The following is a 24,985-nucleotide window of genomic DNA, read 5'->3' as shown; positions in this document are numbered from 1 at the left end:
TACCAGGAAAGGACTTGTATACCATGCTGTTTCTTGCCCGAATGGACGTCACCTTCCCCGATCACCTAAGCCCCGAAGAGGTCGCCGATTTCCAGGCCCGCGAAAAGGAGTACTCCGGCTCGCTCCAGGCCGCCGGCAAGATGAAGGGCATCTGGCGCGTGGTCGGCGAGTACTCCAACTACTCCATCTACGACGCGCCCGACAACGATGCCCTCCACGACATCTTCGCCGGCTTCCCCATGTACAAGTACATGAAGATCCACGTCACCCCGCTGGCGAAGCACCCCAACTCCACCGACGCCGTCGCCTACTAGCTCCTAGGCGACCTACCCAGGCGCGCCACCCGGTCGCACCACCTGGGTACACCATCCAGGTGCGCCACCCCGGTGCACGACCCAGGCGCGCAACCTGGGTGCGCACCCCTAGGCGTGCAAACTAGGCGCGCCGAGTAGGCACGCTGAATGGGCGTTCACGGTCTTAAACCGTGGACGCCTACTCGCGTGTTCCTGGTGTTTGCTGCGCGTCTGCCACCAGATCGACCGCCGGCTTGTTTTGCCGTTGCCGAAGTGGCAGCCGGGCTGGCTGCTAGGTAAGCCGCAGGCTGGCTGCGAGGTGTTGGCCGCAGGGTGGGCCGCTAGGCGGACTAGGCCGGCACGCGTTCGGGTGGTATCCACACCACCCGGCCGCCAACCCTAGCCATCCGGCCCCTAGTCTGCGCCGGGCCCGGCCCATCCTCGTTGGCACCGTTATGGTGCGGGCACAACGTCGCCAGGTTCGCCGCGTTCGTCGGACCACCCGAATCCCACGACTCCAGGTGATGGACCTGGCACTCATCCGCGCCGGCCAAACACTCCGGCCACGCACACACCGGATGCTCCATCAACGCCAAGCGCCGCTGCTTCCACGACGCCAAACGCTCATCCCGATAACAATTAACCGGCCCGGCCACCGGATCGAAAACCCCGACGTAGCCGACCTGCTCAAACGCCCGGGTCACCAACTCCGCACCACTAATCACCGCACCGTTGGTCAACTGCACGGTAATATCCGCGGCATCCTTGCCGCCAACCAAGTGCCCGAAATCCTTGAGATTGAGTACCACATTGGTGACAACCGACGCGCGCACCCCGCCGCGGCGCCTACCGCCGACACCAGCACCGGTACCGTCGCCGCTGGTGAAGACCGCGCGGGCATCCTCGACGGTGCGGACTTGGGCTTTGATATCGGCGACGAGGCCGGCGTCGGCGATAAGGCGCATCGACCACAACCCCTCAGCCGAACGGCGGTAGATCACCCCCGGCTGCGGCGTCGGAGCAGGCCGGGCCTCCTGGATTTTGCGGCGGGCCGTGGCGGCCATCTCCTTGGCATCAACCGGCTGGGCCGACAGCTCCTCCATGATGCGCCAGGCATCGTTTTTGTTTTTCACCCGCCGCAGTACCCCGCGCAACACATCCAGCACGGGCAGGCAGTGGCCGTGGCGGGCGGCATTCGCGCGCACCCGCCGCTGGCGGCGGGCGTGCCTGACGGGGCCGAAAAACACCCCGGCCAGGTCGAAGAGGCGCTCCAGCTCGTCGCGGCCGGAGCCGGCGGCGGCGCGCTCGGCATCCCAGTCGGCGTGCCAAGCCCCCTCCACGATCTCGATACCGGGCTGGGTCACGGCAGCCACAAACCTAGAAAAACAATCCCCCGATGTCATGCCCCACACACTAAGACAGACCCCACCACCCCGCAACCGGGGCGGGGCAACTACTTGCCCAACCAGGCATAAGCGGCGGCGATGAGCGCCTCGGTGCCGGTCTGCAGCGTCGGCTGCTGGACGGGCGCGAAGAACGGGCTGTGGTTCGGCATCTCCTCGCCCTCCTTGCCGCCGCCGAAGATCCAGTAGCAGTACGGGGTGCCGAAGGCGTCGGCGACCACGGAGAAGTCCTCGGAGGCGGTGAACCGGTCGGCGTCCTGGACGCGGTCGCTGCCCAGGTGTTCCTCGAGGGCCTCGCGCACGCGGGCGGTCACCTCGGCGTCGTTGTCGGTGAGCGGGTAACGGTCGGAGAAGCTGAACTCCGGCTCCTTCGGCGAGCGCGCGGCCTCGCACTCGGCCTTCACGATCCGCTCGATGGCGGCGATGATCTTGTCGCGGACGTCCTCGTCGTAGGCGCGGATGTTGATCTTCAGCGTGGCGTCGAAGGGGATGACGTTGGCCTTGGAACCGGCCTGGACGGAGCCGACGGTGACCACGCCGAACTCGCTCGGGTTGAGCTCGCGGGAGACGATGGTCTGCAGGCGCATCACAATGGAGCTGGCCAGCACGACCGGGTCGACGCTTAAGTGCGGCATGGAGCCGTGGGAGCCGGCGCCGAAGACCTTGACGGTCACGCTGGTGGCCGTCGAGAGCACCGGGCCCGGCTTGATGGCCACGCTGCCGGCAGGCACGACGCTGCAGAAAACGTGCTGGCCCAGCATGACGTCCGGCCTGGCGACCTGGTCCACCACGCCGGCGTCCACCATGGATCGTGCGCCCTCGGCGGTTTCCTCGCCGGGCTGGAAGAGGACTTCCAGGGTGCCGGACCAGGCATCGGTGGCGTCCTTCATGAGGGCGGCCACGCCCATGAGCGCGGCGACGTGGGAGTCGTGGCCGCAGGCGTGCATGACGCCGTCGACGGTGGAGGCGTACTCGAGGCCGGTGTCCTCCTGGATGGGCAGGGCATCGAAGTCGGCGCGCAGCATCACGGTGGGCCCGTCGCCGTTTTCTAAAACGCCGACGACACCGCCGCCGACCTCCACGACGTCGTAGCCGAATTCGCGCAGCTTGTCCGCGATGATCCCGCGGGTGCGCTCCTCTTCCATGCTGAGCTCGGGGTGCTGGTGCAGGTCGACGTACAGCGCCTCCTGCTTCTCCCGAATCCCGTCGTAGCCGCTAACGATGTCCCCTACTGCCATGGGCTGGCTCCTTCCGGTTCACTAGAACGTACGGAGCCAGCCTACGCCGAAACTCCGCGCGCTAGCGGCTGGCCTTGTCCAGCAGCTCCAGGATGTGGTGGTAGTCGGCGCCGGTCGCCCGCATCAGCCCCAGCTCGCAGGTGCGGTTGGTCGACGCGTGGTATTGGGCGCCGAATTCCTTTACCTGGGCGGCCTCGGCGCGGGTGGCGGACGCGGTCAGCTCGGGGTGGAGCATGCCGCGGTCGCCGGCGTAGCCGCAGCAGTTCCAGGCGGTCGGCACGTTGACCTCGCGCGCGGCGGCCCCGGCGACCTTTTCCAGGTCGGGCATGAGCCCCAGCTGGAAGGCGGAGCAGGTCGGGTGCAGCGTGACGGACTCGGCGGGGTGCGCAACATCTAGGGCCGGGAGGATGTGCTCGGCGGTGAAGGCGATGGCATCGATAACGGTGACGCCGTGGGCTTCCAGCAGGTCGCGGAAGCCGGCGGTACAGCTGGAGGCGTCGACGACAACGGGCAGCTTCCCGCCGTCGGTCAGCGGCACGACGGTGTCCACGACGCGCTTTTCCATCACGTCGTGGCCCTCGCTGAGGCCCTTGGACGACCACGGGGTGCCGCAGCAGAGCTTGTCGATGCCACCGGGCACCTCCAGCGCCAGCCCGGCGCGCTCCAGGAGGTTGACGAAGGCATCGGTGGCGCCGGGGCCGTCGCCCTGCGGGCCGAACATGGTGTTCACGCAGGCGGGCAGGAAGATGCCGGTCACGGCGGCGCGGTTGTCGCCGACGCGGCGGCCCAGGCGGGCGCGCGGCTTGCCGCCCTTGGACAGCTCGGGCTGGTACTGCGGCATGACGTCGGAGCCGACCAGGCGGCGGCCGACGTCGGTGACGGCCTTGACCAGGGAGGTCGGCAGGAAGTGGGCGCCGGTCAGCGCCACCGATGCGCCTTCGCTGACCACCGGCCAGCCCTTCGCCGCGGCCTTCCACCCGGCCTGCAGGACCGGCTGGGCCTGCTCGCGGCGCAGGCGCTTGATGAACTTGCCGGTGTCGATGCCCACCGGGCAGGCGGTGCGGCACATGGAGTCGACGGCGCAGGTCTCGATGCCCTCGTACTGGTAGGCCTCGTCGAGTTCGGCGACGGTGGCGCTATCACCGGCTTCCTCGGCGCGCTGGCGGGCGCGGCGGACCACGATGCGCTGGCGCGGGGTGAGCGTGAGATCCCGCGACGGGCAGACCGGCTCGCAGTAGCCGCACTCCACGCAGCGGTCGATCTCTTCCTCGACGGTCGGGTTGAGCTTGATGTTTTTGACGTGGGCGTCCGGGTCGTCGTCGAGGATGACGCCCGGGTTCATGGTGTTGCCCGGGTCGCAGGCGCGCTTGAGCTCCTGCATGACGGCGTAGAGCTCGTCGCCGTACTGGCGGCGCACATACGGCGCCATCGCGCGGCCGGTGCCGTGCTCGGCCTTGAGGTTGCCCTCGGCTTCCAGGACCAGGGAGACCATGTCCTCGTTGAAGTTGTTGAAGCGGCCGATGGCCTCGTCGCCCTCGAAGCGGTCGGTGAGCAGGAAGTGGATGTTGCCGTCCTTGGCGTGGCCGAAGATGACGGCGTCGTCGTAGGAGTAGCGGGCGAAGATGTCCTGCAGGCCGGCGCAGGCGTCCGCCAGGTCGGCGACCGGCACGACGATGTCCTCCAGCAGCGCCGTGGTGCCCGACGGGCGGGCCTCCGCGACCTGGGCGTAGAGGCCCTTGCGGAAGTTCCAGGCGGCGGTGCGGGTGGCGGCATCGGCGGAAAATTGCGCCGGGGACTGGAGGTTGAGCTCGGCCAGCAGCTTGGAGCCGGCTTGCTCCTTGGCGTTGATTTCGTCCTCGCTGTCGGCGTGGTACTCGATGAGCAAGGCGGCCTGGGAGTCGACGTCGAAGCCGGTAATCGCCTCCGGGACCTTGTCGAAGGTGCGCCCCACCTGGATGGAGGCCGAGTCCATCAGCTCCAGGGTGGCCGCGCCGGTATCCAGCAGGTCCGGCAGGCTGCGGGTGGCGGCGTCCACGTCCGGGAAGACGGCCACGGAGGTGGTGGTCAGGCGGGCAATCGGCACGGTGCGGAAGACGGCCTCGGCGATAAAGGCCAGGGTGCCTTCCGAGCCGATGATGAGGTGCTCCAGGATCTTCGCCGGGTTCTCATAGTCCAGGAAGGAGTTCAGGCCGTAGCCCATGGTGTTTTTCAGGCTGAAGTGCTTGGTGATTTTCTCCACCGACGCCGGGTTGTCCACCACGCGGCGGCGCAGGCGCTGGAGGGTCTCGAAAAGCTCCGGCTCCTGCTGGGCCAGCTGTTGGTCGGCGTCCGGGCGGGCGGTGTCCAGGACGGTGCCGGACGGCAGGACCAGGGTCATCGACTCCAGGGTGCGGTAGGTGTTTAGCTCCGTGCCGCAGGCCATGCCGGAGGAGTTGTTGGCGATCACGCCGCCCACCGTGGCGGCGGATTCGCTGGCCGGGTCCGGGCCCAGCTTGCGGCCGTACAGTCCCAGGCGGGCGTTGACCTGGCGGACCGTGGCGCCCGGTTGGACGCGCACGCGCTCGCCGCCATCGAGGACCTCGATGCCGCGGAAGTGCTTGCGCACGTCCACCAGGTAGCCGTCGCCGGCGGACTGGCCGGCCAGGGAGGTGCCGCCGGAGCGGAGGGTCACGGGGATGTGGTTGGCGCGCCCGGCGCGGAAGGCTGCGGCGACGTCATCGGCGTTTTTGGCTTCGATGACGGCTTGTGGGGTGAACAGGAAGTGGGAGGCATCGCTGGCCGCGGCCACGCGATCGATCAGGGCGGTATTGACGTCGAGGCTCATGCCTTTAATTGCACGCCCGCCGGAACACCCCCGCAAGTAAGGAGGGGGTTAGAACGGGGCTAGTTCCGGGGCGCGGGTGGTTTCGGCGCTCCCGCCGGCGGGGTGATACGCGGGTAGTGCCGCCAGGTGCCGCGGCGGGATTCGGCTCCGTCGCCGGCGCCTGCGCCGGCCTCGTCGTGCGCGGTTGGCGCGGGGCGGTGCGGGGTGGGGTCCCAGTGGGCGTCGACGAGCCGGACCTGGCAGAACCATCCGAGCCCCAGCACGGCCAAACCGACGAGGCCGACTAGGACGAGGCCCACTACCCCGCCGGGCGCGGACGCCCAGCCGATGAGCATGCCGAACCAGCCGAAGTCGGCGTCGCCGAAGGTGGTGTTCGCCGATCCGAAGGAGCCCAACACGCCCAGCAGGAAGGCCGGCAGGAAGGTAATGAGCAGGCCGTTGACGAAGCCGCCGGCGGCCGCGCCCCGGCGCCCACCGGTGGCGTTGCCGTAGACACCCGCGGCGCCGCCGGTGAAAAAGTGCGGGACGAGACCGGGGAGGATGAGTGCGACCCCGAAGGCCGGGCCCAGCCACAGCGACAGGACCGCCAGGCCGACCAGCCCGCCGGCAAAGGAGGTCAGGAAGCCGACCAGGACGGCGTTTTGGGCGTACGGGAAGACGATGGGGGCATCCAGCGCCGGGATGGCGCCGGGCACGACCTTGGCAGCAATGCCCTGGAAGGCGGGCACGAGCTCGCCCAGGATGGTGCGCACGCCAAACAGGATGACGGCGACTGCTACGCCGAACTGCAGGCCCTGGGTCAGCGACTGCATCAGGTAGTTGCCCACCCCGGTCGCGCCATTCTCGAAGGCGGCGAAGGCCTCGTCGCCGGCGCGGGCCAGAAACAGCAGGGCGAGCACGATGTACATCAGGGCCATCGACAGCGCGGTGGCGACCATGGAGTCGCGCAGGAAGCGCAGGCCCTCCGGCAGGTGGAACTGCTCGGTGGAGGCGGACGGTTTACGCTTGCCACCGACCAGCTTGCCGACCGCGCCGGCGGCGACGTAGCCGGCGGTGCCGAAGTGGCCGATCGCCACGGAGTCGTCGCCGGTAATGCGCCGGGTCCAGGGGTGCGCGATGGCCGGCAGGGAGACCATCAGGATGCCCAGGAGGGCGGCGCCGAAGACGATGACCACCCAGGCGGGGTAGCCGGCGGGGGCGAAGACCATCGTTAGCAGGGTGGCCATGAACAGCACGTGGTGGCCGGTTAGGAAGACGTACCGCAGCGGCGTGAACCGCGCCAGCAGCAGGGAGACCACGAAGCCTAGGATCATCACCCAGGCGACCTGGCTGCCGAACTGCTGCTGGGCGATGCCCACGATGGCCTCGTTGGTCGGCACCACCCCGTGCGCGCCGGTCGCGCCGGTGATCATGACGCCGAGCGGCTCCAGGGAGGCGGTGACCAGCCCGGCGCCGGCGTTGATGAGCAGGAAGCCGAGCGTGGCCTTAATCGCCCCGCCCATCACCTGGCCGATGCCCCGGCCCAGCGCGGACAGCCCGATGGCGGTGATGATGCCGATGAGGAACGCCGGCACGGCCAGGATCTCATTGACCACGAAGTTAGCGGCGTCTACCAGGATGTTCATGTGCTTTTACCGGCCTTCCTGTGCGGCGGAGAGGTCATAGATTTCGCGGAGCGCGCGGTCGATCTCCGCGGCAGAGGTGAAGTTGTCGATGACGTAGACCGGCACCCCCACATCGCCTAAGGCGGCGGCGATCTCGCCGGAGGTGAGCAGCACGTCGGCCTCGCTGGCGCGACCCTTCGCGGAGATGGTGTCGGTGGCCTCGACGGTGAAATACGGCGACCAGCCCCACTCGCCCAACACGCCGTCCAGCGTGTTCTTCAAAAACAGCGAGGTACCCAGCCCGTTGCCGCAGACCGTGAGGATCTTGCCCTTGCTCTCGACGGCGCCGGCAGGGCGCTCGGCGGGGCCAGCGGTTGCGGCGGCCGAGCCCGCTGTGCCGGTTGCGGAGTCCCCGGCGGACGCGGCGGCTTCTTGGGCCTCGCGGGCTTCGCGCTCGCGGCGCATGGCGATGGCGTTCGCGGCGGCGGTGGGCACGTAGCCGTCCAGGACGTTGCGCAGCTGCCCTTCGGAGGTGACGACGTCGAGGAGTTCGCGCTTGTCGGCATCGCCGAGCACGCGGGCCAGTTCCTTCATGGCGCGGGTGTGGGCGAAGTCGTCGCGGGCGGCCAGGGCAACGACCAGGGTGACCGGGTCGTTGGTGCCGTGGCCAAAGCGGACGGGCTCGGCCAGGCGCACCCAGCTAATCGCGGTGTGTCGGACCGCCTCCGAGGGGCGGGCGTGGGCGAAGGCGAAGCCGGGCGCGACGACAATATAGGGCCCGTTGTTGTCCACGGTCTCGATCATCGCCTGGGTGTAGTCGGCGGTGGCGGAACCGCTGGCCTCCAGCAGGCGGCCGGCGCGGGTGATAGCGGCGCGCCAGTCCGCGGCAGGCGCGTCCAGCTCCACGGCCCCGGGCGCGAGTAGGGCTCCTAGTTTGGACATGCTCTCTCCTCGGTTTACTTGAAAATTCTTCAGCGTCAACTAGGTCTCAACTAGGGCGCCGCCCTGCGGTAGATACACCTGAATTTAGCAACCCGCACGCCGCGGACTCAAAAAGCAAATCCCGCAGGTGTGTTGTTTCCCAAGCTCACCGACACCCTAAACGCGGGGGTGTGCGTGTTAACTTGAGTTATTGGCCCCATGCCCGCCCACAGCGAGCGGAGCCTTCCCCCTAACGACACAAACCACAAAAGAAAAGAGGTTTGTCCCTATGGAGACTATGGACACCTGGGAGCCGACGCTGGGCGCGGGCCCGCTGTTGGGCATCGCGGTGGCGGCCATCGCGCTGATTCTGGTGATGGTCATCTATTTCCGCGTGCACGCTTTCGTCACGCTAGTGACCGTGTCGGCGCTCACGGCTTTGGCGGCGGGGCTGCCCATCGCCGGGGTGGTCGAGACGATGACGGATGGCTTCGGGAGCACGCTGGCATCGGTGGCGCTTCTGGTCGGCCTGGGCGCGATGATCGGGCGGCTGGTGGAGGCCTCCGGCGGCGCGAAATCGCTGGCCGATGCCCTCGTAGCCCGCTTCGGCGAAGACCGCGCGCCGTTGGCGCTGGGCATCGCCTCGCTGATCATGGGCTTCCCCATCTTCTTCGACGCCGGCCTGGTGGTCATGCTGCCGGTCATCTTCGCGGTGGCGCGCCGGCTCAACGGCCCGGTGCTGGCCTACGGCATCCCGGCCGCCGGCGCTTTCTCGGTCACCCACGTCTTCCTGCCGCCGCACCCGGGCCCGGTCGCGGCCGCGGAGTTTTTCAACGCGGACATCGGGCTTATTCTGGCGCTGGGCCTGCTGATCGCTATCCCGACGTGGTACTTCTCCGGCTACCGCCTGGGCCTGTTTCTGGGTAAGAAATTCCCCTTCGGCGTGACCGATATGCTCACCGGCCCGGCCGTGCAGGAAGCCGAGATGCCCAACCGCCCGGCCTCCCCGGCGGCGGTGATTTCGGTGCTGCTCATCCCGCTGGTGCTGATCTTCTGCAACACGGGGTTGAGCACGCTGGCGGCGGCCGGCACCATCGATGGCGAGGCCACCTGGGCGCAGGTGCTCATCATGGTGGGCCAGACCCCCATCGCGCTGCTGATTACCACCTTCGCCGCGATGGCAATCCTGGGCCTGCGCCGCGGGGTGGACAAGAACGTCATCGAAAAGACCATGGAGTCCTCGCTGGGGCCCATCTGCTCGGTGGTGCTCATTACCGGTGCGGGCGGCATGTTCGGCGGGGTGCTGCGCACCTCCGGTATCGGGGATGCGCTGGCGGATTCACTGTCGGGTATCGGCATCCCGGTGATTCTGGCCTGCTACCTCATCGCCGTGGCACTGCGCCTGGCGCAGGGCTCGGCGACGGTCGCGCTGACCACCGCCGCCGCGCTGATGGTCCCGGCGGTCGAGGCCGGCGGCTTCAACGAGGTCCAGCTCGCGCTCATCGTGCTGGCGACGGCGGCTGGCTCGGTCTTCGGCAGCCACGTCAACGACTCGGGCTTCTGGCTGGTCGGTCGCCTGATGGGCATGGACGTGGCCACCACCCTGCGCACCTGGACCGTCAACCAGATGCTCATCAGCGTGATCGGCTTTGCCTTCGCGCTGGTGCTCTTCGGGGTCGCCGCGGCGTTCTAACGCGTCGGGGAAATCCCGCGGTGTGCGGCTGGCTGCGTTTAACTGGCTGCGTTCAAGCAGCCAGGTAGTCCGCCACCTGGCGGGCGATTTCTTCTTCCGGCTGGTCGACGTCGAAGACGGCGCCGGCCTCGTCGGCCTCTAGCGGCTCGAGCGTGTCGAACTGCGACTGCAACAGCGAGGCCGGCATGAAGTGGCCGGCGCGGTGCTGCATGCGCTCGGCCAGCACGCCGAATTCCCCGGCCACGTGCACGAACACGACATCGGGGCAGTGCTCGCGCAACAGGTCGCGGTAGGAGCGCTTGAGCGCGGAGCAGCCGACCATGGTGCCGCTAGGCTGATCGGCCAGCCAGGTGCCGATGGCGGTGAGCCAGGGCCAGCGGTCGGCATCGTTGAGCGGGGTGCCCGCGGACATCTTGGCGATGTTTTCGGCCGGATGCATGTCATCGCCGTCGCGGTAGGCGTTGCCGGTCAGCGCCGCGACGTTGTGGCCGACGGTGGTCTTGCCGGAACCGGACACGCCCATGATGACGACGTGGTAGGAACTGCTAGTCATTCTCCCGAGTTTAGTGGCGCGACCTGCGCCAGCGGCAAAGGGTGAGTAGGAGCACTTGACGGGGCGAGGCCCGACGCCGTAAATTTAGCCGCACAGCCCAATGCAAACGTTTGCAGCAATCGTTTGCACTCCTCCCCTCCTACCGGGAAGAAGGTTCACCCCTACATGCCTGCCCACAGCGCCAACCTGAAAGACGTCGCCCTGGCCGCGGGAGTCTCGGTGTCCACGGCCTCCCGCGCGCTGGCCGGCAAGGACTCCATCTCCGCGGCCACGCGCCAGCGCGTGGAGCGGGCAGCCCAGGCGCTCAACTACCACCCGAATATCCAGGCCCGCGGGCTGCGCACCGCGCGCACCTACACGCTGGGCCTGGCCATCCCCACCCTGCTCAACCCCTATTTCGCCACGATGGCCGACGCGGTCCAGGCCCGCGCGACCGCCAACGGCCTGGCCACTATCATCACCTCCTATTCGGAAGACTCGAGCCGGCTGCGCGACGCGGTGACCACGCTGTCGCAGCAGAACGTGGACGGCATGCTGGTCGTCCCCACCGCGGACGCGCGCTCCCTGCTCGGCACGGTCAAGGCGGCGGGCACGCCGGTCGTGCTCATCGACCGCTCCCTTGCCGGATCCGACCTGCCGACGGTGGTCTCCGACCCGGAGCCCGGCATCACGGCGGCGGTGGAGCTGCTCCACGCGCGCGGGCACCGGCGCATCGGCTACCTGGCCGGCCCGGAGGAGCTGTCCACCGGCGCGGAGCGGCGGGCGGCCTTTAGTGCGGCGGCAGACCGCGTGGGCATCGGCGGCGAGCACGTCTTCCAGGGCGGCTTCGAGGTCTCGCAGGGCATTACCGGCACGCAGCAGCTGCGGGAGGCCGGGTGCACGGCGGTCATCGCGGGCGATTCCATGATGACCCTCGGCGCGCTGGAGTACTGCCACCGGGAGAAGGTGCGCATCGGCAAGCAGCTGGCGCTGGTGGGCTTCGACGACCTGGACTATATGCGGGTCCAGCCCACGCCGCTGTCTGTCATCGACCAGGACGTGACCCAGCTGGGCTACCGCGCCGCCGATGCCCTGGTCGCCGCCCTGTCCGGCATCTCCCCGCCGGACGTGACCCTGCCGACCCGGCTTATCACCCGTCAATCCACCGAACACTATCTCCAGGAGGTGCCGCGATGAACCACCCGGTCATCATGCGGCTAGAAGGAATCAACAAATCCTTCGGACCCGTCAACGTCATCCGCGACGTCAGCCTTGACGTGCGCGCGGGCCACGTGCACGCGCTGCTGGGCGAAAACGGCGCCGGCAAGTCGACGCTCATCAAGATGATGTCGGGCGTCTACCAGCCGGATACCGGCCGCGTCCTCGTCGACGGCGCGGAGGTCCAGCTGCCGAACACGAAGGCGGCGGAGGCGTTGGGCATTGCCACCATCCACCAGGAGCTCAACCTGGTGCCGACGATGTCCGTGGCCGAAAACATCATGCTGGGCCGCACGCCGTCGCGCTTCGGGCTGGTCAACAAGAAGTACCTGCGCAACGAGGCCGCGGCCGCCCTGCGGCTCATCGGCCTGGACGTCAACCTGGACACGCCCGTCGGCGAGCTGGGCATCGCCCGCCAGCAGCTGGTGGAAATCGCCAAGGCTCTGTCGATGAACGCGCGCCTGCTCATCCTGGACGAGCCCACCGCCGCCCTGACCGGCAAGGAAGTCGACCAGCTCTTCGCCGTGGTCGAGGACCTGCGCGCCAAGGGCGTCGGCATGGTCTTCATCTCCCACCACCTGGAGGAGCTGGCCCGGATCGCGGATTCCATCTCCGTGCTGCGCGACGGCAACGTCGTCGCCGAGGTCGGCCCGGACACCCCGGAGGCGGAGCTGGTCCGCCTGATGGTCGGCCGCGACATCGACAACCAGTACCCGCGCGAGGCGGAAGCACCCGGCGAGGCCCTGCTCAGCGTGCGGGGGCTTTCCACGCAGGGCAGCTTCGCAGACGTCAGCTTCGACGTCCACGCCGGCGAGGTCGTCGGCCTAGCCGGGCTGGTGGGCGCCGGGCGCACGGAGATCATCCGGGCCATCGCCGGCGCGGACAAGGTCGATTCCGGGGAGGTCCGCGTGGCCGGCAGCCCGCTCAAGCTGGGCGATATCGCCGCCGCCATCCGCGCCGGCATCGGGCACGTGCCCGAGGACCGCAAGTCCCAGGCGCTCATCCTGGACGCCACCATCGGCGAGAACCTCGGCTTGGCCACGCTGAATAAGACCAGCAAGGCCGGGCTCGCCGACCGGCGCGGCCAGAAGGCCCGCGCCCGCGAGGTGGCCGAGAAGCTGCGCATCCGCATGGCCGACATCGACCAGCCCATCCGGGACCTGTCCGGCGGCAACCAGCAAAAGGCCGTCTTCGGCCGCTGGGTGCTGGCCGGCTCCCGCGTGCTGCTGCTGGACGAGCCCACCCGCGGCGTCGACGTCGGCGCCAAGGTGGAGATTTACCGCATCATCAACGAGGTCACCGCCGCCGGCGGGGCCGTTTTGATGGCTTCCTCCGACCTGCCGGAGGTGCTGGGCATGTCCGACCGGGTGCTGGTGGCCTCCGGCGGGAAGATCGCCGGCGAGCTGCCGCCGACCGCCACCCAGGACGAGGTCATGACCCTCGCCGTATCCAACGTCACCAGCACGATTACCGAAAACCCCCACGACTTTGAGGAGATCGCCTCATGACCACCACCGCTACCGCCGCCAGCGCGCCCGCCGGCTCCCCTTCCGGGCCCAACCGCTGGCACCGGGTATCCAACTGGATGATGAACAACGGCGCGCTCGTCGGCCTGATCGCCTTGTGCGTGGCGCTTTTCATCGCCACCCCGCACTTTCTGACCGTTAACAACCTGGTCAACATCGGCATCCAGGCCGCCACCGTGGCCATCCTGGCCTTCGGCATGACGTTTGTCATCATCACCGCGGGCATCGACCTGTCGGTTGGTTCGGTCGCCGCCCTGGGCGCGATGGTCTCGGCCTCCTTTTTCGTCAACACCGGCCTGCCGGGCTGGGTCACGCTGATCCTCGGCCTGCTCACCGGCCTGCTGGCCGGCGTCATCTGCGGCATGGCGACGGCCTGGGGCAAGATCCCGTCGTTCATCGCCACCCTGGCCATGATGTCGATCGCCCGCGGCGCCACCCTGGTCATCTCCCAGGGCTCGCCCATGCCCACCTCCGACGCCGTCAACTGGATGGGCTCGACCGTGGCCGGCGTGCCCATCCCGATCGTCATGATGGTCATCGCCGGCCTGGTGTGCTGGTTCATCCTGGAGCGCACCGTGCTGGGGCGCTCCATGTACGCCATCGGCGGCAACCTGGAGGCCGCGCGCCTGTCCGGCCTGCCGGTCCGCAAGATCCAGGTCGCCGTCTTCGGCCTGTCCGGCCTCTTCGCCGCGCTGTCCGGCCTGGTCATGGCCGGCCGGCTGACCTCGGCGCAGCCGCAGGCGGGCGTGGGCTACGAGCTGGACGCGATTGCGGCGGTGGTCATCGGTGGGGCATCGCTAGCCGGCGGCGCCGGCAAGGCCACCGGCACCCTGGTCGGCGCGCTGCTGCTAGCCGTCATCCGCAACGGGCTGAACCTGCTCAACGTCTCCTCCTTCTGGCAGCAGATTGTCATCGGCCTGGTCATCGCACTGGCCGTGGGCTTCGACGTCATCCGTAACAAGACCGCTAACTAAATACCCTCCCCCTCCCCCTCCCCCGGCGGCGCGCGGAAACCAACCCCGCCGCCGCAGAACAAGTAAAGGAACACCTCATGTCTGCATCCCGGACCCGCACCCTTGTCCGCAAGTCCCTGGCCGTGGCCTCCGTCGCCGCGCTGACCCTGTCGGTCGCCGCCTGCAACCGCGGCGAGGCCGCCAGCGAGAACGTCACCCTGGCGCTGTCGACCCAGACCAACCCCTTCTTCGTCGAGCTGCGCGACGGCGCCCAGGAAAAGGCCGACGAGCTGGGCATCAACCTGGATATCCAGGACGCCTCCGACGACGCGTCCACCCAGACCAACCAGCTGAAAAACGCGGAGACCTCCGGCGCGGGCGTCGTGATTGTCAACCCGACGGACTCTGACGCCGTGGGCTCGGCCGTCCAGTCGCTCAACGCCGCGGACATCCCGGTCGTGGCGGTGGACCGCTCCTCCAACGCCGGCGAGGTCGCCTCCTTTGTGGCCTCCGACAACGTCGCCGGCGGCGAGCAGGCCGCCGATGCCCTGGCTGAATCCATCGGCGAGGAGGGCGAGATCCTCGTCCTGCAGGGTATTTCCGGCTCCTCGGCCTCCCGCGACCGCGGCGAGGGCTTCGAGAAGGGCTTAAAGAAGTACCCGAAGATCAAGGTCGCGGCCAAGCAGACCGCGAACTTCGACCGCACCGAGGGCCTGAACGTGACCACCAACCTGCTGCAGGCCCACCCGAACGTGAAGGCCGTCTTCGCCGAGAACGACGAGATGGCCCTCGGCGCCATCGAGGCCCTGGGCGCCAAGGCCGGCAAGGAGGTCAAGGTCTTCGGCTTCGACGGCACCGAGGACGGCATCAAGGCCATCGAGGACGGCACCCTGGAAGGCACCATCGCCCAGCTGCCGGACGAGCTCGGCGCCAAGGCCGTGGAGCAGGCCGCTGCTATCCTGAACGGCGAGGACCCGGAAGCCGAAATCCCGGTCGAAGTTGTCACCGTCACCGAGCAGAACGTAGCTGAGTACAAATAATGACTGAACCGACCAGCACCCCGTCCACCGCTGCCGCCCACACCGGCCGCCTGGCCGTCGTGGGCTCCATCAACGCCGACCTCATGGTGGGCGTGGACCGCCACCCGCACCCGGGCGAGACCCTCCTGGGCAGCGGCGGCGGCATCCTGGCCGGCGGCAAGGGCGCCAACCAGGCCGTGGCCGCCGCGCTGCAGGGCGCGCAGGTGGACTTCGTCGGCGCGGTGGGCGACGACCCCTACTCCGCCCCGGCGATGAGCCACCTGAAAAGCAGCGGCGTGAACCTGGAGCACGTAGCGACCCGTTCCTCCACGACGACGGGGCTGGCGGTTATCACGGTCAGCGCCGACGGGGAGAACACCATCGTGGTCATCCCCGGCGCGAACGCCACCGTGGACGGCGGCTACGTCGACGCGCACTCGGCGGCGGTGGCGGCGGCCGACATCGTCCTGCTCCAAGGCGAAATTCCCGCGGAAGGCTTTGCTGCCGCCGCCCGCCACGCCCACCGCCTGGTGGTCAACCTGGCCCCGGTCATTGAGGTCGACCGCGCCAGCCTGCTGCGCGCGGACCCGCTGGTGGTCAACGAACACGAGGCCGACCTGGTGCTGGCCCAGCTGGGCGCGCCGGTGGCCTCGGCGGATCCGCACGACTTGGTGCAGGCGCTGCTGGGCGTCGGCTTCGCCAGCGTCGTGCTGACGCTGGGCGCCCAGGGCGCCCTGGTCGGGGACGCCTCCGGTCTGACGGACATCCCCACCCCGCGCATCCACGCGGTGGATACCACCGGCGCCGGCGACGCCTTCACGGGCGCGCTGGTGGCCCGCCTGCTGGCCGGGGCATCGCTTAACGATGCCGCCCGGCACGCCGCCCGCGTCGGCGCTTTTGCCGCCCTGTCCGCTGGCGCCCAGCCGTCCTACCCCGGCCTGGACGCGGAACTACCACAGGTATAAAAACATGCGTAAACAAGGAATTCTAAACCCCGAGCTGACCTGGGCGATTAGCCGCCTGGGCCACACCGATACCTTCGCCATCGGCGACTGCGGCCTGCCGCTGCCGGACGGCGTGAAGGTCATCGATTTAAGCCTCGTCTTCGGCGTGCCGAGCTTCGCGGACGTCGCCCGCGCCGTCCTCAACGAGGTGGTGGTGGAGGCCGTCGCGATTGCCGACAGCACCCCACGCGAAATCCGCGAGCTACTCCCGAACGTGCCCGTCCGGGAGACCACTCACGAAACACTGAAGAACCGGCTCGCGGAGTGCCGGTTCATCGTGCGCACCGGGGAAACCACCCCGTTTGCTAATGCGATTTTCCGCAGTGGCGTCGCCTTCTAGTGGAAGACCATACCGCCGTCGACCACTAGGGTCTGGCCGGTGACGTAGTCCGAGTCCTCGCCGGCCAGGAAGGAAATCGCCTTGGCGACGTCCTCGACCTCGGACAGGCGCTTGAGCGTGATGTTCTTGGTGAACTGCTCCCAGCCCCACTCCTCCGGCTGGTTGTTGCTCTTCGCCAGGTCCTGGGCGAGCTTCTCCATCAGCGGGGTGCGGACGATGCCAGGGGCGTAGGCGTTGACGGTGATGCCGTCGTCAGCCAGGTCCTGGGCCGTGGTCTGGGTCAGGCCACGGATGGCGAACTTGGTGGAGGTGTACAGCGGGATACCCGGGTTGCCCTTCACGCCGGCCTGGGAGGCGGCGTTGATGATCTTGCCGCCGTGGCCCAGCTCGCGCAGCTTCTTGGCTGCCGCCTGGATGCCCCAGATAACACCCTTGACGTTGATGTCGTAGATGGTGTCGATGTCCTTTTCGGTCACGTCGAGGATATCGATCTGCGGCGCGATGCCGGCGTTGTTGATGATGACATCGAAGCCGCCGAGCTTTTCCACCGTCTGGTCCACCGCCGCGTAGACCGAGTCCCGGTCCGCCGCGTTGACCTCGATGGCGATGGCACCTGCGGCCTCGCCGCCCAGGTCTTCCGCGACCTTGCTAGCGGTGTCCAGGTTCAGGTCCCCCACCGCGACGCGGAAGCCATCCCGGTGCAGGCGCTTGATAGCCGCCTCACCAATTCCCTGGCCGCCGCCGATCATCAGGGCGACCTTGCCGTTTTCTACGCGTTCCGTAGCTTGAGCAGACATTGGTTTTCTCCTTAAGTCCAGCACGTTGGAATCCAACGTAAACTTCTGAATGTGCTCACCAGCAAGCCTACTCCGAACCAGAAAAAGCGGCATCAACATTAGCGCCCACCAGGCATTTCGCGTGAAAATAACCGATGTCTGATTGTTTTTGGGTGTTTTTGTTCGAATTAATAACGCGCTAACGTCCACGGTCGCCGGTATAGTTTTTGATACAAGTTTTTACCGACGGAAGGCCAGCTTTTGAACATTGAGGACCAGAAACGCGAAAACGACATCGAGTATTTCGTTGAAGAGTTCCGTAGACAATCTAATTCTGGTTATTCAATCCCGGCGATCGCCGATTTGATTCGCCGTAACCCGTACGCCGCGCCGCCCGACGATATCCTCGAGGAAGCCCAGAGCCGGTACCTCATGTCGGTCGGGCGCGTCGCGAGGTACGCCCCCATGGACACTCTCCTCACTAACGAACGCGACCACGGCACCTGGTACGCAGGGGTCGACGAAGAGCACCATGTCTATTGGCCTCATGTCCGAGAGATTCTGCGCCCAAAGCTAGGTGACGCCCTCGAAGAGGTGGATGCCGCATCCGGCACCGTTCTAGCTTCCCTGCGTCCTCCCGGAGAGGATGAGTTCGACGTACGCGGCTTGGTCCTTGGCTACGTCCAGAGCGGTAAAACCACCAACTTCATCTCGCTTATCGCCAAGGCCGCCGACGTCGGGTATCGACTCATCATCGTTCTCGCCGGTATGACCGACAACCTGCGCAAACAAACGCAAGAACGCTTGGACGAGCAGCTCATCGATGATCAGAGCTGGCACCGCTTGACAGATCAGGACAACGACTTCGACGCGGCGCGCGCCAAGGCCAACCTCCAAAACGCTCAGTCAATTCTCTCCAGCAAAGAGATGCGCTCCATCGCTATCGTCAAGAAAAACGGTCACATTCTGCGCTCGCTGAATGAGTACCTCCAGAGCGGTGGCAAGGTCACCAACGAGACACCAATCTTGATTATCGACGACGAGTCGGATCAGGCCAGCATCAACGTTTCCCCTTCTGCCAAGGAGGAAGCCTCGAAGATCAACGCGCAGATTCGGCAGCTCCTGCGTAACCGCAAGACAGCCTACGTGGCCTATACCGCCACCCCGTTCGCCAATATTCTGGTCAACCCAAACGTCTCGGATGATCTCTACCCCAAGGACTTCATCCACGTTTTACCCAAGCCCAAGGGATATTTCGGCACAGAGGACGTCTTCGGGCGCTCCCTCTTACACGGTGAGGACGACGAGGTCCACGACGGGCTTAAAATGATCCGGACCATCCCCGAAGCGGAAGTCTCAGCCACCCAAGCACCTACCCGCAAGAACGCTCTAAGCGAGTGGGAACCGTATGTCTCTGACTCCCTAGACACCGCAATCAAGTGGTTCTTCCTAGCAACCGCAGCCCGCCGAGCCCGCGACGGAAAGTCCAAGCACTCCTCCATGTTGGTCCACACCGCTGTACGGACGGTTGCCCACGAAATGCTCCGAGACATGCTCGATGAGCATGTGCGCATCTTGAAGACTCACTTCAAGTCCGGGAAGAACCGAGAAGAATTCCGTAGGCTCTGGGACGCCGAAATTCAGGAAGTACAGCTAGTCACCGACTCCGAGGGAAGCACCTCTCAGCAACCCTTCGAGGAAGTCGCCCAGTACCTGCCGCAGGTCATGGATGACGTAAAGGTCATCATGGACAACGGGGTTTCTGACGAGCGACTTTCTTACTCAGACAACGACCCACAGACCGTAATCGCCGTCGGCGGCAATACCTTGGCTCGTGGACTCACGCTCGAAGGTCTGGTGTCCAGCTACTTCATTCGCAACGCGACGGCGTATGACACGCTCCTGCAGATGGGTCGTTGGTTCGGTTTCCGCAAGGGCTACGAAGACTTGCCCCGCATCTGGATGACCGAAGAACTCGAAAGCTGGTTCCGGGATCTAGCGCTCGTGGAAGCAGACCTGCGGTCCGACCTATCCCGCTACGCGCGCGAGGGCATCACTCCCCTTGACTTCCAAGCGCGCATCCGCACGCACCCGTCCATGTTAGTTACCGCACGCGCGAAGCAGCAGGCCTCGCGCCCAGCAAGCATCAGCTATTCGGGGCAGAAGGTCCAAACAATCCTGTTCCGCCACAAAAACTCTGCGTGGCTTCAAAACAATATCGACGCCGCGCGCGGGCTTGTTCACGATCTGAAGCAAGCTGGCTTGCAAGAGGTCCAAAAACCCAACGGCACCTCAGTGTTCCGGGAGGCAGATCCTTCAGTGATTGAGGACTTCCTAGACCGGTACACCATCTATGAAGAATCCGACCTAGGCAAGAACAACGCGGAGCTCCTACGCAAGTACATTAGCGGCGAACACGAGTCGGGCTCTATCCGTAAATGGGATATCTCTTTCTACGGTAAGAAGCCTTCTGATTCTTCCCCATTGCACAGCATCGAGTTGGGGCTCGAGCAGCCGCTGAACCTCGTCACCCGTTCTCAGATGACGCTCAACTCCAAGCCGGAAGTAGCCAATATCAAGACCCTGGTGGGCCCGCTCGATCGCTTGAATTCCTTGGAAATCGACTCACAGCAGCGGAATGAGGCCGTGAAGAAGATCCGCAAGGACAATGACAGCGCAGCAGAGTACGCCTACCTGCAAGTCCAAGAGGATTACCGCGGCTCCGACATCGCGCACCTCGTGCTTTACTCCATCGACCCGCAATCGAAGACCTCCCAGCCGGAAGACTACGAGCACAAGTCTGGCGCTAAGGCTGGCCAATTGATCAGCCCCAGTTACCGACGCAAGGATCTCGATGCCGTGGACGTACCCATCGGTCTCGGTATCTTTTTCCCGACCTCGTCGGGTCCGGAAGCCGAGGTAAACTACGTTCAGGCACCCGAATACCGTGACGACGAAACCTACCAGCGGATCCAGGAAGCCGAAGAAGAGCTCGACGTTATGCCCGAGCAGGAGACTGAATAAATGGCACAGTTGTCCAACGCAAAAAGCCTTTTCCGAACGATCCCTGAAAGCGACGACCTAACTCTGTTCGGTTCAGGCGTCTTCGTCGAGGCAGGGGAAGTTAGCTGTTGCTCGTTTCCTGACGGTCGCATCGGACTAGTCATCCCTCTTACCCAGCAGGAGATGGAGTATTTCAGTCCTGATACGCGCAGCAAGGCCATCCACCTTTCCTTGTTAAACCTCAAGGGTCCGGACCATCGTGGCTCGAAGTCTGCGAAGCTTGATCTCCACGATCCATCACAGGCCGAGATGTTCTACGCCTTCGCGGACGAAGTCTTGGCGTACTTGGACACCACTCCACATGCCGTCATCGCAGACGTCGCGGCGCTATTATCGCGGTGGCGTAGGTTCTTCTCACCTGCTCCCGTCCGAGCCCTGTCGCAGGAAGAGCAGCTGGGGCTTCTCTGTGAGCTCGAGGTTCTCCACAAGCTGCTAGACGAAGGCAACCATTTAGCCATCGACCGCTGGGTAGGCCCAGAAAACGCCCAACACGACTTCGAATTCCCAGAGTATTCAATTGAGTGCAAGGCATCCGCGTCCGTCAACCAAATGCAGACCACTATCCATGGCGCATCGCAGCTAGAGCGGACCCAAGATAAGTCGCTCCATCTATTGTTCCGCCGCTACCAGCGGGACCCAGACGGCACACTATCCGTCCCAGTACTTGTCAAACATCTTGCTGAGCATCCGCAGATGAAAGTGGATCTTTTCTGGCAGAAACTGCACAATCTCGGGATCGATTATGCCTCGCTCCGAGAGACGGAAGCGTTTTTCTCATTCAACCCAATCGACTCGTTCCAATTTGAAGTCACTGACGAATTTCCACACGTTAATCTAGAAAAAGCCGAAAACCGGATCGCTAATCTCCAGTTCACTCTAGATCTCTCCGACCCCAAGTCCTTACCCGGTCACGAGGATACGACTCTTATCTAATGACTACCGCCCCTTTCCACCACAAAAAGCCGTTCGACCCTTCCGGCGACGTCTACGCGAACTCCGTCACGCGAACTATGAAGAGCCAGTCTCTATCCGCGTGGGATATGTTCACCCGTGAGACCTTGCAAAATAGCTGGGATGCTCGCGATCAGGAATCTCACGACGACGGTGTCACCTTCGCCATCGACTACCGCGATCTTGAACCAGACCAAGTAGCTACTCTGCGCAACGATGTTTTCGGCAACGATTTCATCGGCATCCCGAGCCTAGAAAATGCCTTCCGGGGGGATTCCCTTTCGGCCCTGTGTGTCAGCGACGCCGGCACCTACGGGCTACGCGGCCCGAGCCGTGCTACCAGTGCTTCCCAGGGGCCGACCGATTTCAACTCATTCGTGCGCAACATCGGCCGTAGTGATTCCAAGGAGCTGGCCGGTGGTACCTACGGCTTCGGTAAAGGCGTCTTCTATATCGTGAGCGAGGCAAACACGATTGTCGTCTATACTCGCACGGTTGACGAGAACAATCGCCCAGTAAGTCGCCTAATCGCCATGTCCAACTCGGACGACTTCCACTACAACGGCGTGGCCTACACAGGCCGCCACTGGTGGGGCGTGCGCGCCTGCGAGGACACAGGGAAGGACCACACTGAGTTCGCAGAGCCCTTCGTCGGGGAGCACGCCGATGCTCTAGCGAAACGCCTTGGTCTGGATACGTATTTTAGCGATGATCGTCCCTCTGGCACGTCCATCATGATCCTCAGTCCGGATATGTCGACGGACACTCCGGTACCCGATGGCGGGTCTACAACGGAGACCGTCATGCAGCAAATCTCGCGCTCGCTGACCCGGTGGGCGTGGCCGCACATGCTCTCCATTGACACCGGCTTGGATCCAATTGAATTCCGGGTAAACCACAACGGCTCGGCAATTCCGTTGGTAGACCCTCAATCCGACAGAGGCCTCTCGAAATTCGTTGAGGCATACATCGAAGCAATCAGTGCACAGCACCCCACGGTCAACGAATGGGACAAACACTTCCGCGGACGAATTACCACTTTAGCTGGCAAGAAACCGAAGAAAACTCTCGGAATTCTGTCCACTATCAACCTGCATTCGCCAGTTGAGGAATCCGAAACCATCGTGGAGGAAACAATCTCCCACCACATCGCCACTATCCGAAATCCGCGAATGGTTGTCGAGTACTATCCGGCTTCCGTTTCCCCGGACGGGGCTGCCTACTGCGGCGTTTTCATCGCGGATCCCGAAGCCGACAAGATCTTCGCGCGCAGCGAGCCGGCTGCTCACCACCAGTGGAACCCAGAAACGATCGCGCACGATTACGACTTGCTCCGCGAGTTTTGGAAGAGTACCAATAACCCAGTCCGTGTCTTCCAGACCCGACTCAAGGAACTAACTCGGAAAATTGAGCTGTCCGGTCCCAACGCTTCCAAGGCTCGGCACTTCAAAGCCACGTCGCAGCTGGCAGATTCTTTTGGTTCGCTCATCGCCAACGCCCAAGGCGGTTCGGGCGCCCGCACCAAGTTCAAGCAGCCAAAGAAAAAGCCCACTGGCAAACCGACGCAGTCGCGGAACAAGGCTTCGACGGATGTCACGGTCGCAGGCTTGGATAACATCGATGGCCAGACCGTCTGTACCTTCAAAGTAGAAGTTTCCGTGCCGAAGCGTCTGCTTCCGGCGGAGATCTTTTTCAAGCCAACTGTCGACTCCGACAGGGGCAACATCTTCGACAGACTCGTGGAGGTGGGTGCTGACACGCCCTATATCCAATCCATCGCGAGCGATGCCGGCGAGACCGGGCTTCTGATAGAGACTGACTCCGACTGGACAAGTAAGGTTCTTGGAGAGACAGACACGACGTTCTACGTGAAGATCTATCAGCCTGCTAACACGGCAGTCTCGCTGAACACTGACTTCGAATACCAGATTGGCACGGACGGGGAGGAGACCGGCGATGTCGAAGCAAACTAGTTTTGGTTACCTTCGCCCTCCTCAGGAGTCCGTAGATCTCCTCAACCTCGATTTCTATATTGACGGAGACCAGTACGAGGAATCCGACCCCAGCGCCACCCACTGGAACTACGAGTCAGAGGTTGAGGTCCAGGCAACCTTCGAGGTGGACTTAGACGAGTTCACTAAGGCATGTGGCTTCGACCCGTCCGCCGAGGCTGCGCAGAGGCCTGTCTTTAATAGCCAGTTGTATTGGTTCTGCGGCAAAACGAAGCAGAAAGGTGCGAGTCCGGCACTCCCCCTGAAGGATGGCTCTAACTCAGTATCTTTCAAGATGGACAATCTGCTCCTCGGCGGGGAGCTGCAGTGCCAGATTCTAATCAGCCTGGAACGCCCAGGCACGCCGCTGAACAACGCGATCACCGCCGAGCAACGTGGCGCCCGCGTGTGGAGCAGTGCGAGTTACCGCGCCCGCTTAGAGGGCGACGCCGCGCAGATGACGATCTCTCCGGTTGACTTCAAGGAACAGGTCATCGAACCGGCTCACGCGCCATGGCGTATCCAGATCGATGGCTCCCTGCTAATTCCGGTGCAGGCTGGCATTCGCGTGTTCATCAACACGAACAACCCGCTGAGCTTAAGAATGCTAGAAAAGGCGCCGGCGAAAGAGAAGGCCCTCTGGGAGGCTCACCTGCAAAGCGATATCTTGACCCAGCTGTTGCTGCGGTGCAGCGAGCTGCCCGAATATGCAGAAATCCAAGAGGATGCGTTGTTCCCCGGTTCTACCGCGGAAACGATCTTCAACTTGGCCCACGCCCTCTTCCCCGGGGAATCCATTAGCGAGATTCCCAGTGATTTCTCGCGCTTGACCGCGACTGTCCAAGCCTTCATTTTCCAGGAGCTCAAATAATGGCAATCTCCTACTACCCGCGCCTTACGGATGCCGTAGCCATCACAATCATCACTGAGATGAACAACCTGGAGAGCATCAACGGCATTCAGTCGTTGGTGGCTTTCGACCATGAGATGGCCTTCCACGACGCTGTAGCTACGAGCTATGTGACCCGCCAGGAACTCCAAGAGCTGCGCTCCAAAGTTCTGGCGGTTGCCCAAGCACAAGGCTTTCCCGGGCAATCCTCTAAGAATGCTCGGCGCACCTTCGATCAACGGGTGTCCGAGGTCCTCGATGAATCAATGGATCTTCTGCCCGCTGAGGCAGCTAACCGAGAAATCTGGAATTTTCTCACCCTAGTTGTCATGCCGGATATCGCGGCATGGCGCTATCCGAATGACGCTAAAAAGCTCACCTTTGAGCGTTGGCTCGGCACCGACCGCAACGTCTTCCGCAAACTTTGGTGGCGGGAAGTGACCCTAGGCAGCAAACTCAACCGACAACTCGGTGAGGACGAAGCCGTCGCCCTCATGGAACGTCCGGGTCTTTCCGGTAATCCTCTCGTCGCCCGAGCCATCGCCCAGTCATTCTTGGACGTAGCCAAAGAATTCGGTGATCAGCCCCGGTCCGAGCTGATGCGAGCGATCTCTCTCAACGTTCGCAAGCACCTACCCCTTTTGAACTTCGAATACTTTACGGAAGAAGAGTTAACTACACTGTTTAGCGATATTGCTCGCCAATCGTGCGAGCAATTTGTCGCCTCCCAGTCGAGTAGTTAGAAGT

At 64.6% G+C, this 24,985-nt stretch carries 20 protein-coding genes; 13 read left to right on the top strand and 7 right to left on the bottom strand.

The genetic code is table 11. The features are described 5' to 3' along the window. Positions 1–23: 23 nt before the first annotated feature. The gene (locus QQS53_RS02720; protein WP_290225087.1) at positions 24–314 is read left to right on the top strand and encodes a muconolactone Delta-isomerase family protein; all 291 of its coding nucleotides are present in this window, start codon (positions 24–26) and stop codon (positions 312–314) included. A 329-nt stretch (positions 315–643) separates the two neighbouring features. On the opposite strand, the gene QQS53_RS02715 is transcribed toward QQS53_RS02720, so the two are convergent. The 5 genes from QQS53_RS02715 to QQS53_RS02695 form a co-directional block, all read right to left on the bottom strand. Beyond that, positions 644–1,657 carry an HNH endonuclease signature motif containing protein gene (locus QQS53_RS02715; protein ID WP_472774398.1) on the bottom strand — a complete coding sequence of 338 codons (1,014 nt, stop codon included), beginning with the start codon at positions 1,655–1,657 and terminating at the stop codon, positions 644–646. A gap of 89 nt (positions 1,658–1,746) precedes the next feature. Then, positions 1,747–2,934, bottom strand: a complete 1,188-nt coding sequence (locus QQS53_RS02710; protein WP_472774397.1) for an amidohydrolase — start codon at positions 2,932–2,934, stop codon at positions 1,747–1,749. A gap of 61 nt (positions 2,935–2,995) precedes the next feature. Next, a complete protein-coding gene (locus QQS53_RS02705; RefSeq protein WP_472774396.1) occupies positions 2,996–5,758 on the bottom strand; it encodes an FAD-binding and (Fe-S)-binding domain-containing protein in 2,763 nt (920 codons plus the stop codon). A gap of 59 nt (positions 5,759–5,817) precedes the next feature. Then, positions 5,818–7,383, bottom strand: coding sequence for a PTS ascorbate transporter subunit IIC (locus tag QQS53_RS02700; protein ID WP_472774395.1), 1,566 nt, complete (start codon positions 7,381–7,383; stop codon positions 5,818–5,820). A gap of 6 nt (positions 7,384–7,389) precedes the next feature. Beyond that, positions 7,390–8,304 (bottom strand): PTS sugar transporter subunit IIAB, encoded by a 915-nt coding sequence (locus tag QQS53_RS02695; RefSeq protein ID WP_472774394.1) that lies wholly within the window; start codon positions 8,302–8,304, stop codon positions 7,390–7,392. A 277-nt stretch (positions 8,305–8,581) separates the two neighbouring features. On the opposite strand from QQS53_RS02695, the gene QQS53_RS02690 reads away from it, so the two are divergent. Further along, positions 8,582–9,976, top strand: a complete 1,395-nt coding sequence (locus QQS53_RS02690; RefSeq protein ID WP_472774512.1) for a GntP family permease — start codon at positions 8,582–8,584, stop codon at positions 9,974–9,976. Between the two features lie 52 nt (positions 9,977–10,028). Here QQS53_RS02690 and QQS53_RS02685 read toward each other — a convergent pair whose 3' ends face one another. Further along, the gene (locus QQS53_RS02685; protein WP_472774393.1) at positions 10,029–10,529 is read right to left on the bottom strand and encodes a gluconokinase; all 501 of its coding nucleotides are present in this window, start codon (positions 10,527–10,529) and stop codon (positions 10,029–10,031) included. A gap of 165 nt (positions 10,530–10,694) precedes the next feature. Here QQS53_RS02685 and QQS53_RS02680 point away from each other — a divergent pair, with 165 nt between their 5' ends. The 6 genes from QQS53_RS02680 (at position 10,695) to rbsD (ending at position 16,568) form a co-directional block, all read left to right on the top strand. After that, complete coding sequence (locus QQS53_RS02680; RefSeq protein ID WP_472774392.1) at positions 10,695–11,705, top strand: LacI family DNA-binding transcriptional regulator; 1,011 nt, start codon at positions 10,695–10,697, stop codon at positions 11,703–11,705. Beyond that, on the top strand, positions 11,702–13,234 hold the full coding sequence (locus QQS53_RS02675; RefSeq protein ID WP_472774391.1) for a sugar ABC transporter ATP-binding protein: 1,533 nt from the start codon (positions 11,702–11,704) through the stop codon (positions 13,232–13,234). Before QQS53_RS02680 ends, QQS53_RS02675 begins: the two co-directional genes overlap by 4 nt. Before the next feature lie 77 nt (positions 13,235–13,311). After that, a complete protein-coding gene (locus QQS53_RS02670) occupies positions 13,312–14,226 on the top strand; it encodes an ABC transporter permease (protein WP_472774511.1) in 915 nt (304 codons plus the stop codon). Between the two features lie 77 nt (positions 14,227–14,303). Then, on the top strand, positions 14,304–15,245 hold the full coding sequence (locus tag QQS53_RS02665; protein WP_472774390.1) for a D-ribose ABC transporter substrate-binding protein: 942 nt from the start codon (positions 14,304–14,306) through the stop codon (positions 15,243–15,245). Then, on the top strand, positions 15,245–16,189 hold the full coding sequence (locus tag QQS53_RS02660; RefSeq protein WP_472774389.1) for a ribokinase: 945 nt from the start codon (positions 15,245–15,247) through the stop codon (positions 16,187–16,189). Before QQS53_RS02665 ends, QQS53_RS02660 begins: the two co-directional genes overlap by 1 nt. Positions 16,190–16,193: 4 nt before the next feature. Then, on the top strand, positions 16,194–16,568 hold the full coding sequence (gene rbsD, locus QQS53_RS02655; RefSeq protein ID WP_472774388.1) for a D-ribose pyranase: 375 nt from the start codon (positions 16,194–16,196) through the stop codon (positions 16,566–16,568). Here the strand turns inward: rbsD and QQS53_RS02650 are convergent. After that, positions 16,565–17,365, bottom strand: a complete 801-nt coding sequence (locus QQS53_RS02650) for a (S)-acetoin forming diacetyl reductase (RefSeq protein ID WP_472774387.1) — start codon at positions 17,363–17,365, stop codon at positions 16,565–16,567. The genes rbsD and QQS53_RS02650 overlap by 4 nt on opposite strands. A gap of 240 nt (positions 17,366–17,605) precedes the next feature. Between QQS53_RS02650 and QQS53_RS02645 the strand changes: the two genes are divergently transcribed. From QQS53_RS02645 to QQS53_RS02625, 5 genes are read left to right on the top strand one after another with little or no spacing between them, the layout of a single operon-like run. Continuing rightward, positions 17,606–20,368 (top strand): Z1 domain-containing protein, encoded by a 2,763-nt coding sequence (locus QQS53_RS02645; protein ID WP_472774386.1) that lies wholly within the window; start codon positions 17,606–17,608, stop codon positions 20,366–20,368. After that, complete coding sequence (locus tag QQS53_RS02640; RefSeq protein WP_472774385.1) at positions 20,369–21,340, top strand: PD-(D/E)XK motif protein; 972 nt, start codon at positions 20,369–20,371, stop codon at positions 21,338–21,340. After that, entirely contained in the window at positions 21,340–23,331 is a 1,992-nt protein-coding gene (locus QQS53_RS02635) for a hypothetical protein (protein WP_472774384.1), read from the top strand. The genes QQS53_RS02640 and QQS53_RS02635 overlap by 1 nt, the downstream gene beginning before the upstream one ends. Beyond that, a complete protein-coding gene (locus tag QQS53_RS02630; protein WP_472774383.1) occupies positions 23,315–24,220 on the top strand; it encodes a hypothetical protein in 906 nt (301 codons plus the stop codon). The genes QQS53_RS02635 and QQS53_RS02630 overlap by 17 nt, the downstream gene beginning before the upstream one ends. Continuing rightward, on the top strand, positions 24,220–24,981 hold the full coding sequence (locus QQS53_RS02625; RefSeq protein ID WP_472774382.1) for a DUF6339 family protein: 762 nt from the start codon (positions 24,220–24,222) through the stop codon (positions 24,979–24,981). Before QQS53_RS02630 ends, QQS53_RS02625 begins: the two co-directional genes overlap by 1 nt. Positions 24,982–24,985 lie beyond the last annotated feature (4 nt).

This window comes from Corynebacterium sp. 2571A (assembly GCF_055700935.1).
Note: the sequence above shows the minus strand (reverse complement) of the source record. Positions and strands in the feature narration are given on the sequence as shown.

Excerpts from the sequence above, each read along its gene's own strand:
- QQS53_RS02720 (WP_290225087.1), top strand. The coding sequence starts at position 24 with ATGCTGTTTCTTGCCCGAATGGACGTCACCTTCCCCGATCACCTAAGC.
- QQS53_RS02710 (WP_472774397.1), bottom strand. The coding sequence starts at position 2,934 with ATGGCAGTAGGGGACATCGTTAGCGGCTACGACGGGATTCGGGAGAAG.
- QQS53_RS02705 (WP_472774396.1), bottom strand. The coding sequence starts at position 5,758 with ATGAGCCTCGACGTCAATACCGCCCTGATCGATCGCGTGGCCGCGGCC.
- QQS53_RS02700 (WP_472774395.1), bottom strand. The coding sequence starts at position 7,383 with ATGAACATCCTGGTAGACGCCGCTAACTTCGTGGTCAATGAGATCCTG.
- QQS53_RS02695 (WP_472774394.1), bottom strand. The coding sequence starts at position 8,304 with ATGTCCAAACTAGGAGCCCTACTCGCGCCCGGGGCCGTGGAGCTGGAC.
- QQS53_RS02690 (WP_472774512.1), top strand. The coding sequence starts at position 8,582 with ATGGACACCTGGGAGCCGACGCTGGGCGCGGGCCCGCTGTTGGGCATC.
- QQS53_RS02685 (WP_472774393.1), bottom strand. The coding sequence starts at position 10,529 with ATGACTAGCAGTTCCTACCACGTCGTCATCATGGGCGTGTCCGGTTCC.
- QQS53_RS02680 (WP_472774392.1), top strand. The coding sequence starts at position 10,695 with ATGCCTGCCCACAGCGCCAACCTGAAAGACGTCGCCCTGGCCGCGGGA.
- QQS53_RS02675 (WP_472774391.1), top strand. The coding sequence starts at position 11,702 with ATGAACCACCCGGTCATCATGCGGCTAGAAGGAATCAACAAATCCTTC.
- QQS53_RS02670 (WP_472774511.1), top strand. The coding sequence starts at position 13,312 with ATGATGAACAACGGCGCGCTCGTCGGCCTGATCGCCTTGTGCGTGGCG.
- QQS53_RS02665 (WP_472774390.1), top strand. The coding sequence starts at position 14,304 with ATGTCTGCATCCCGGACCCGCACCCTTGTCCGCAAGTCCCTGGCCGTG.
- QQS53_RS02660 (WP_472774389.1), top strand. The coding sequence starts at position 15,245 with ATGACTGAACCGACCAGCACCCCGTCCACCGCTGCCGCCCACACCGGC.
- rbsD (WP_472774388.1), top strand. The coding sequence starts at position 16,194 with ATGCGTAAACAAGGAATTCTAAACCCCGAGCTGACCTGGGCGATTAGC.
- QQS53_RS02650 (WP_472774387.1), bottom strand. The coding sequence starts at position 17,365 with ATGTCTGCTCAAGCTACGGAACGCGTAGAAAACGGCAAGGTCGCCCTG.
- QQS53_RS02640 (WP_472774385.1), top strand. The coding sequence starts at position 20,369 with ATGGCACAGTTGTCCAACGCAAAAAGCCTTTTCCGAACGATCCCTGAA.
- QQS53_RS02635 (WP_472774384.1), top strand. The coding sequence starts at position 21,340 with ATGACTACCGCCCCTTTCCACCACAAAAAGCCGTTCGACCCTTCCGGC.
- QQS53_RS02630 (WP_472774383.1), top strand. The coding sequence starts at position 23,315 with ATGTCGAAGCAAACTAGTTTTGGTTACCTTCGCCCTCCTCAGGAGTCC.
- QQS53_RS02625 (WP_472774382.1), top strand. The coding sequence starts at position 24,220 with ATGGCAATCTCCTACTACCCGCGCCTTACGGATGCCGTAGCCATCACA.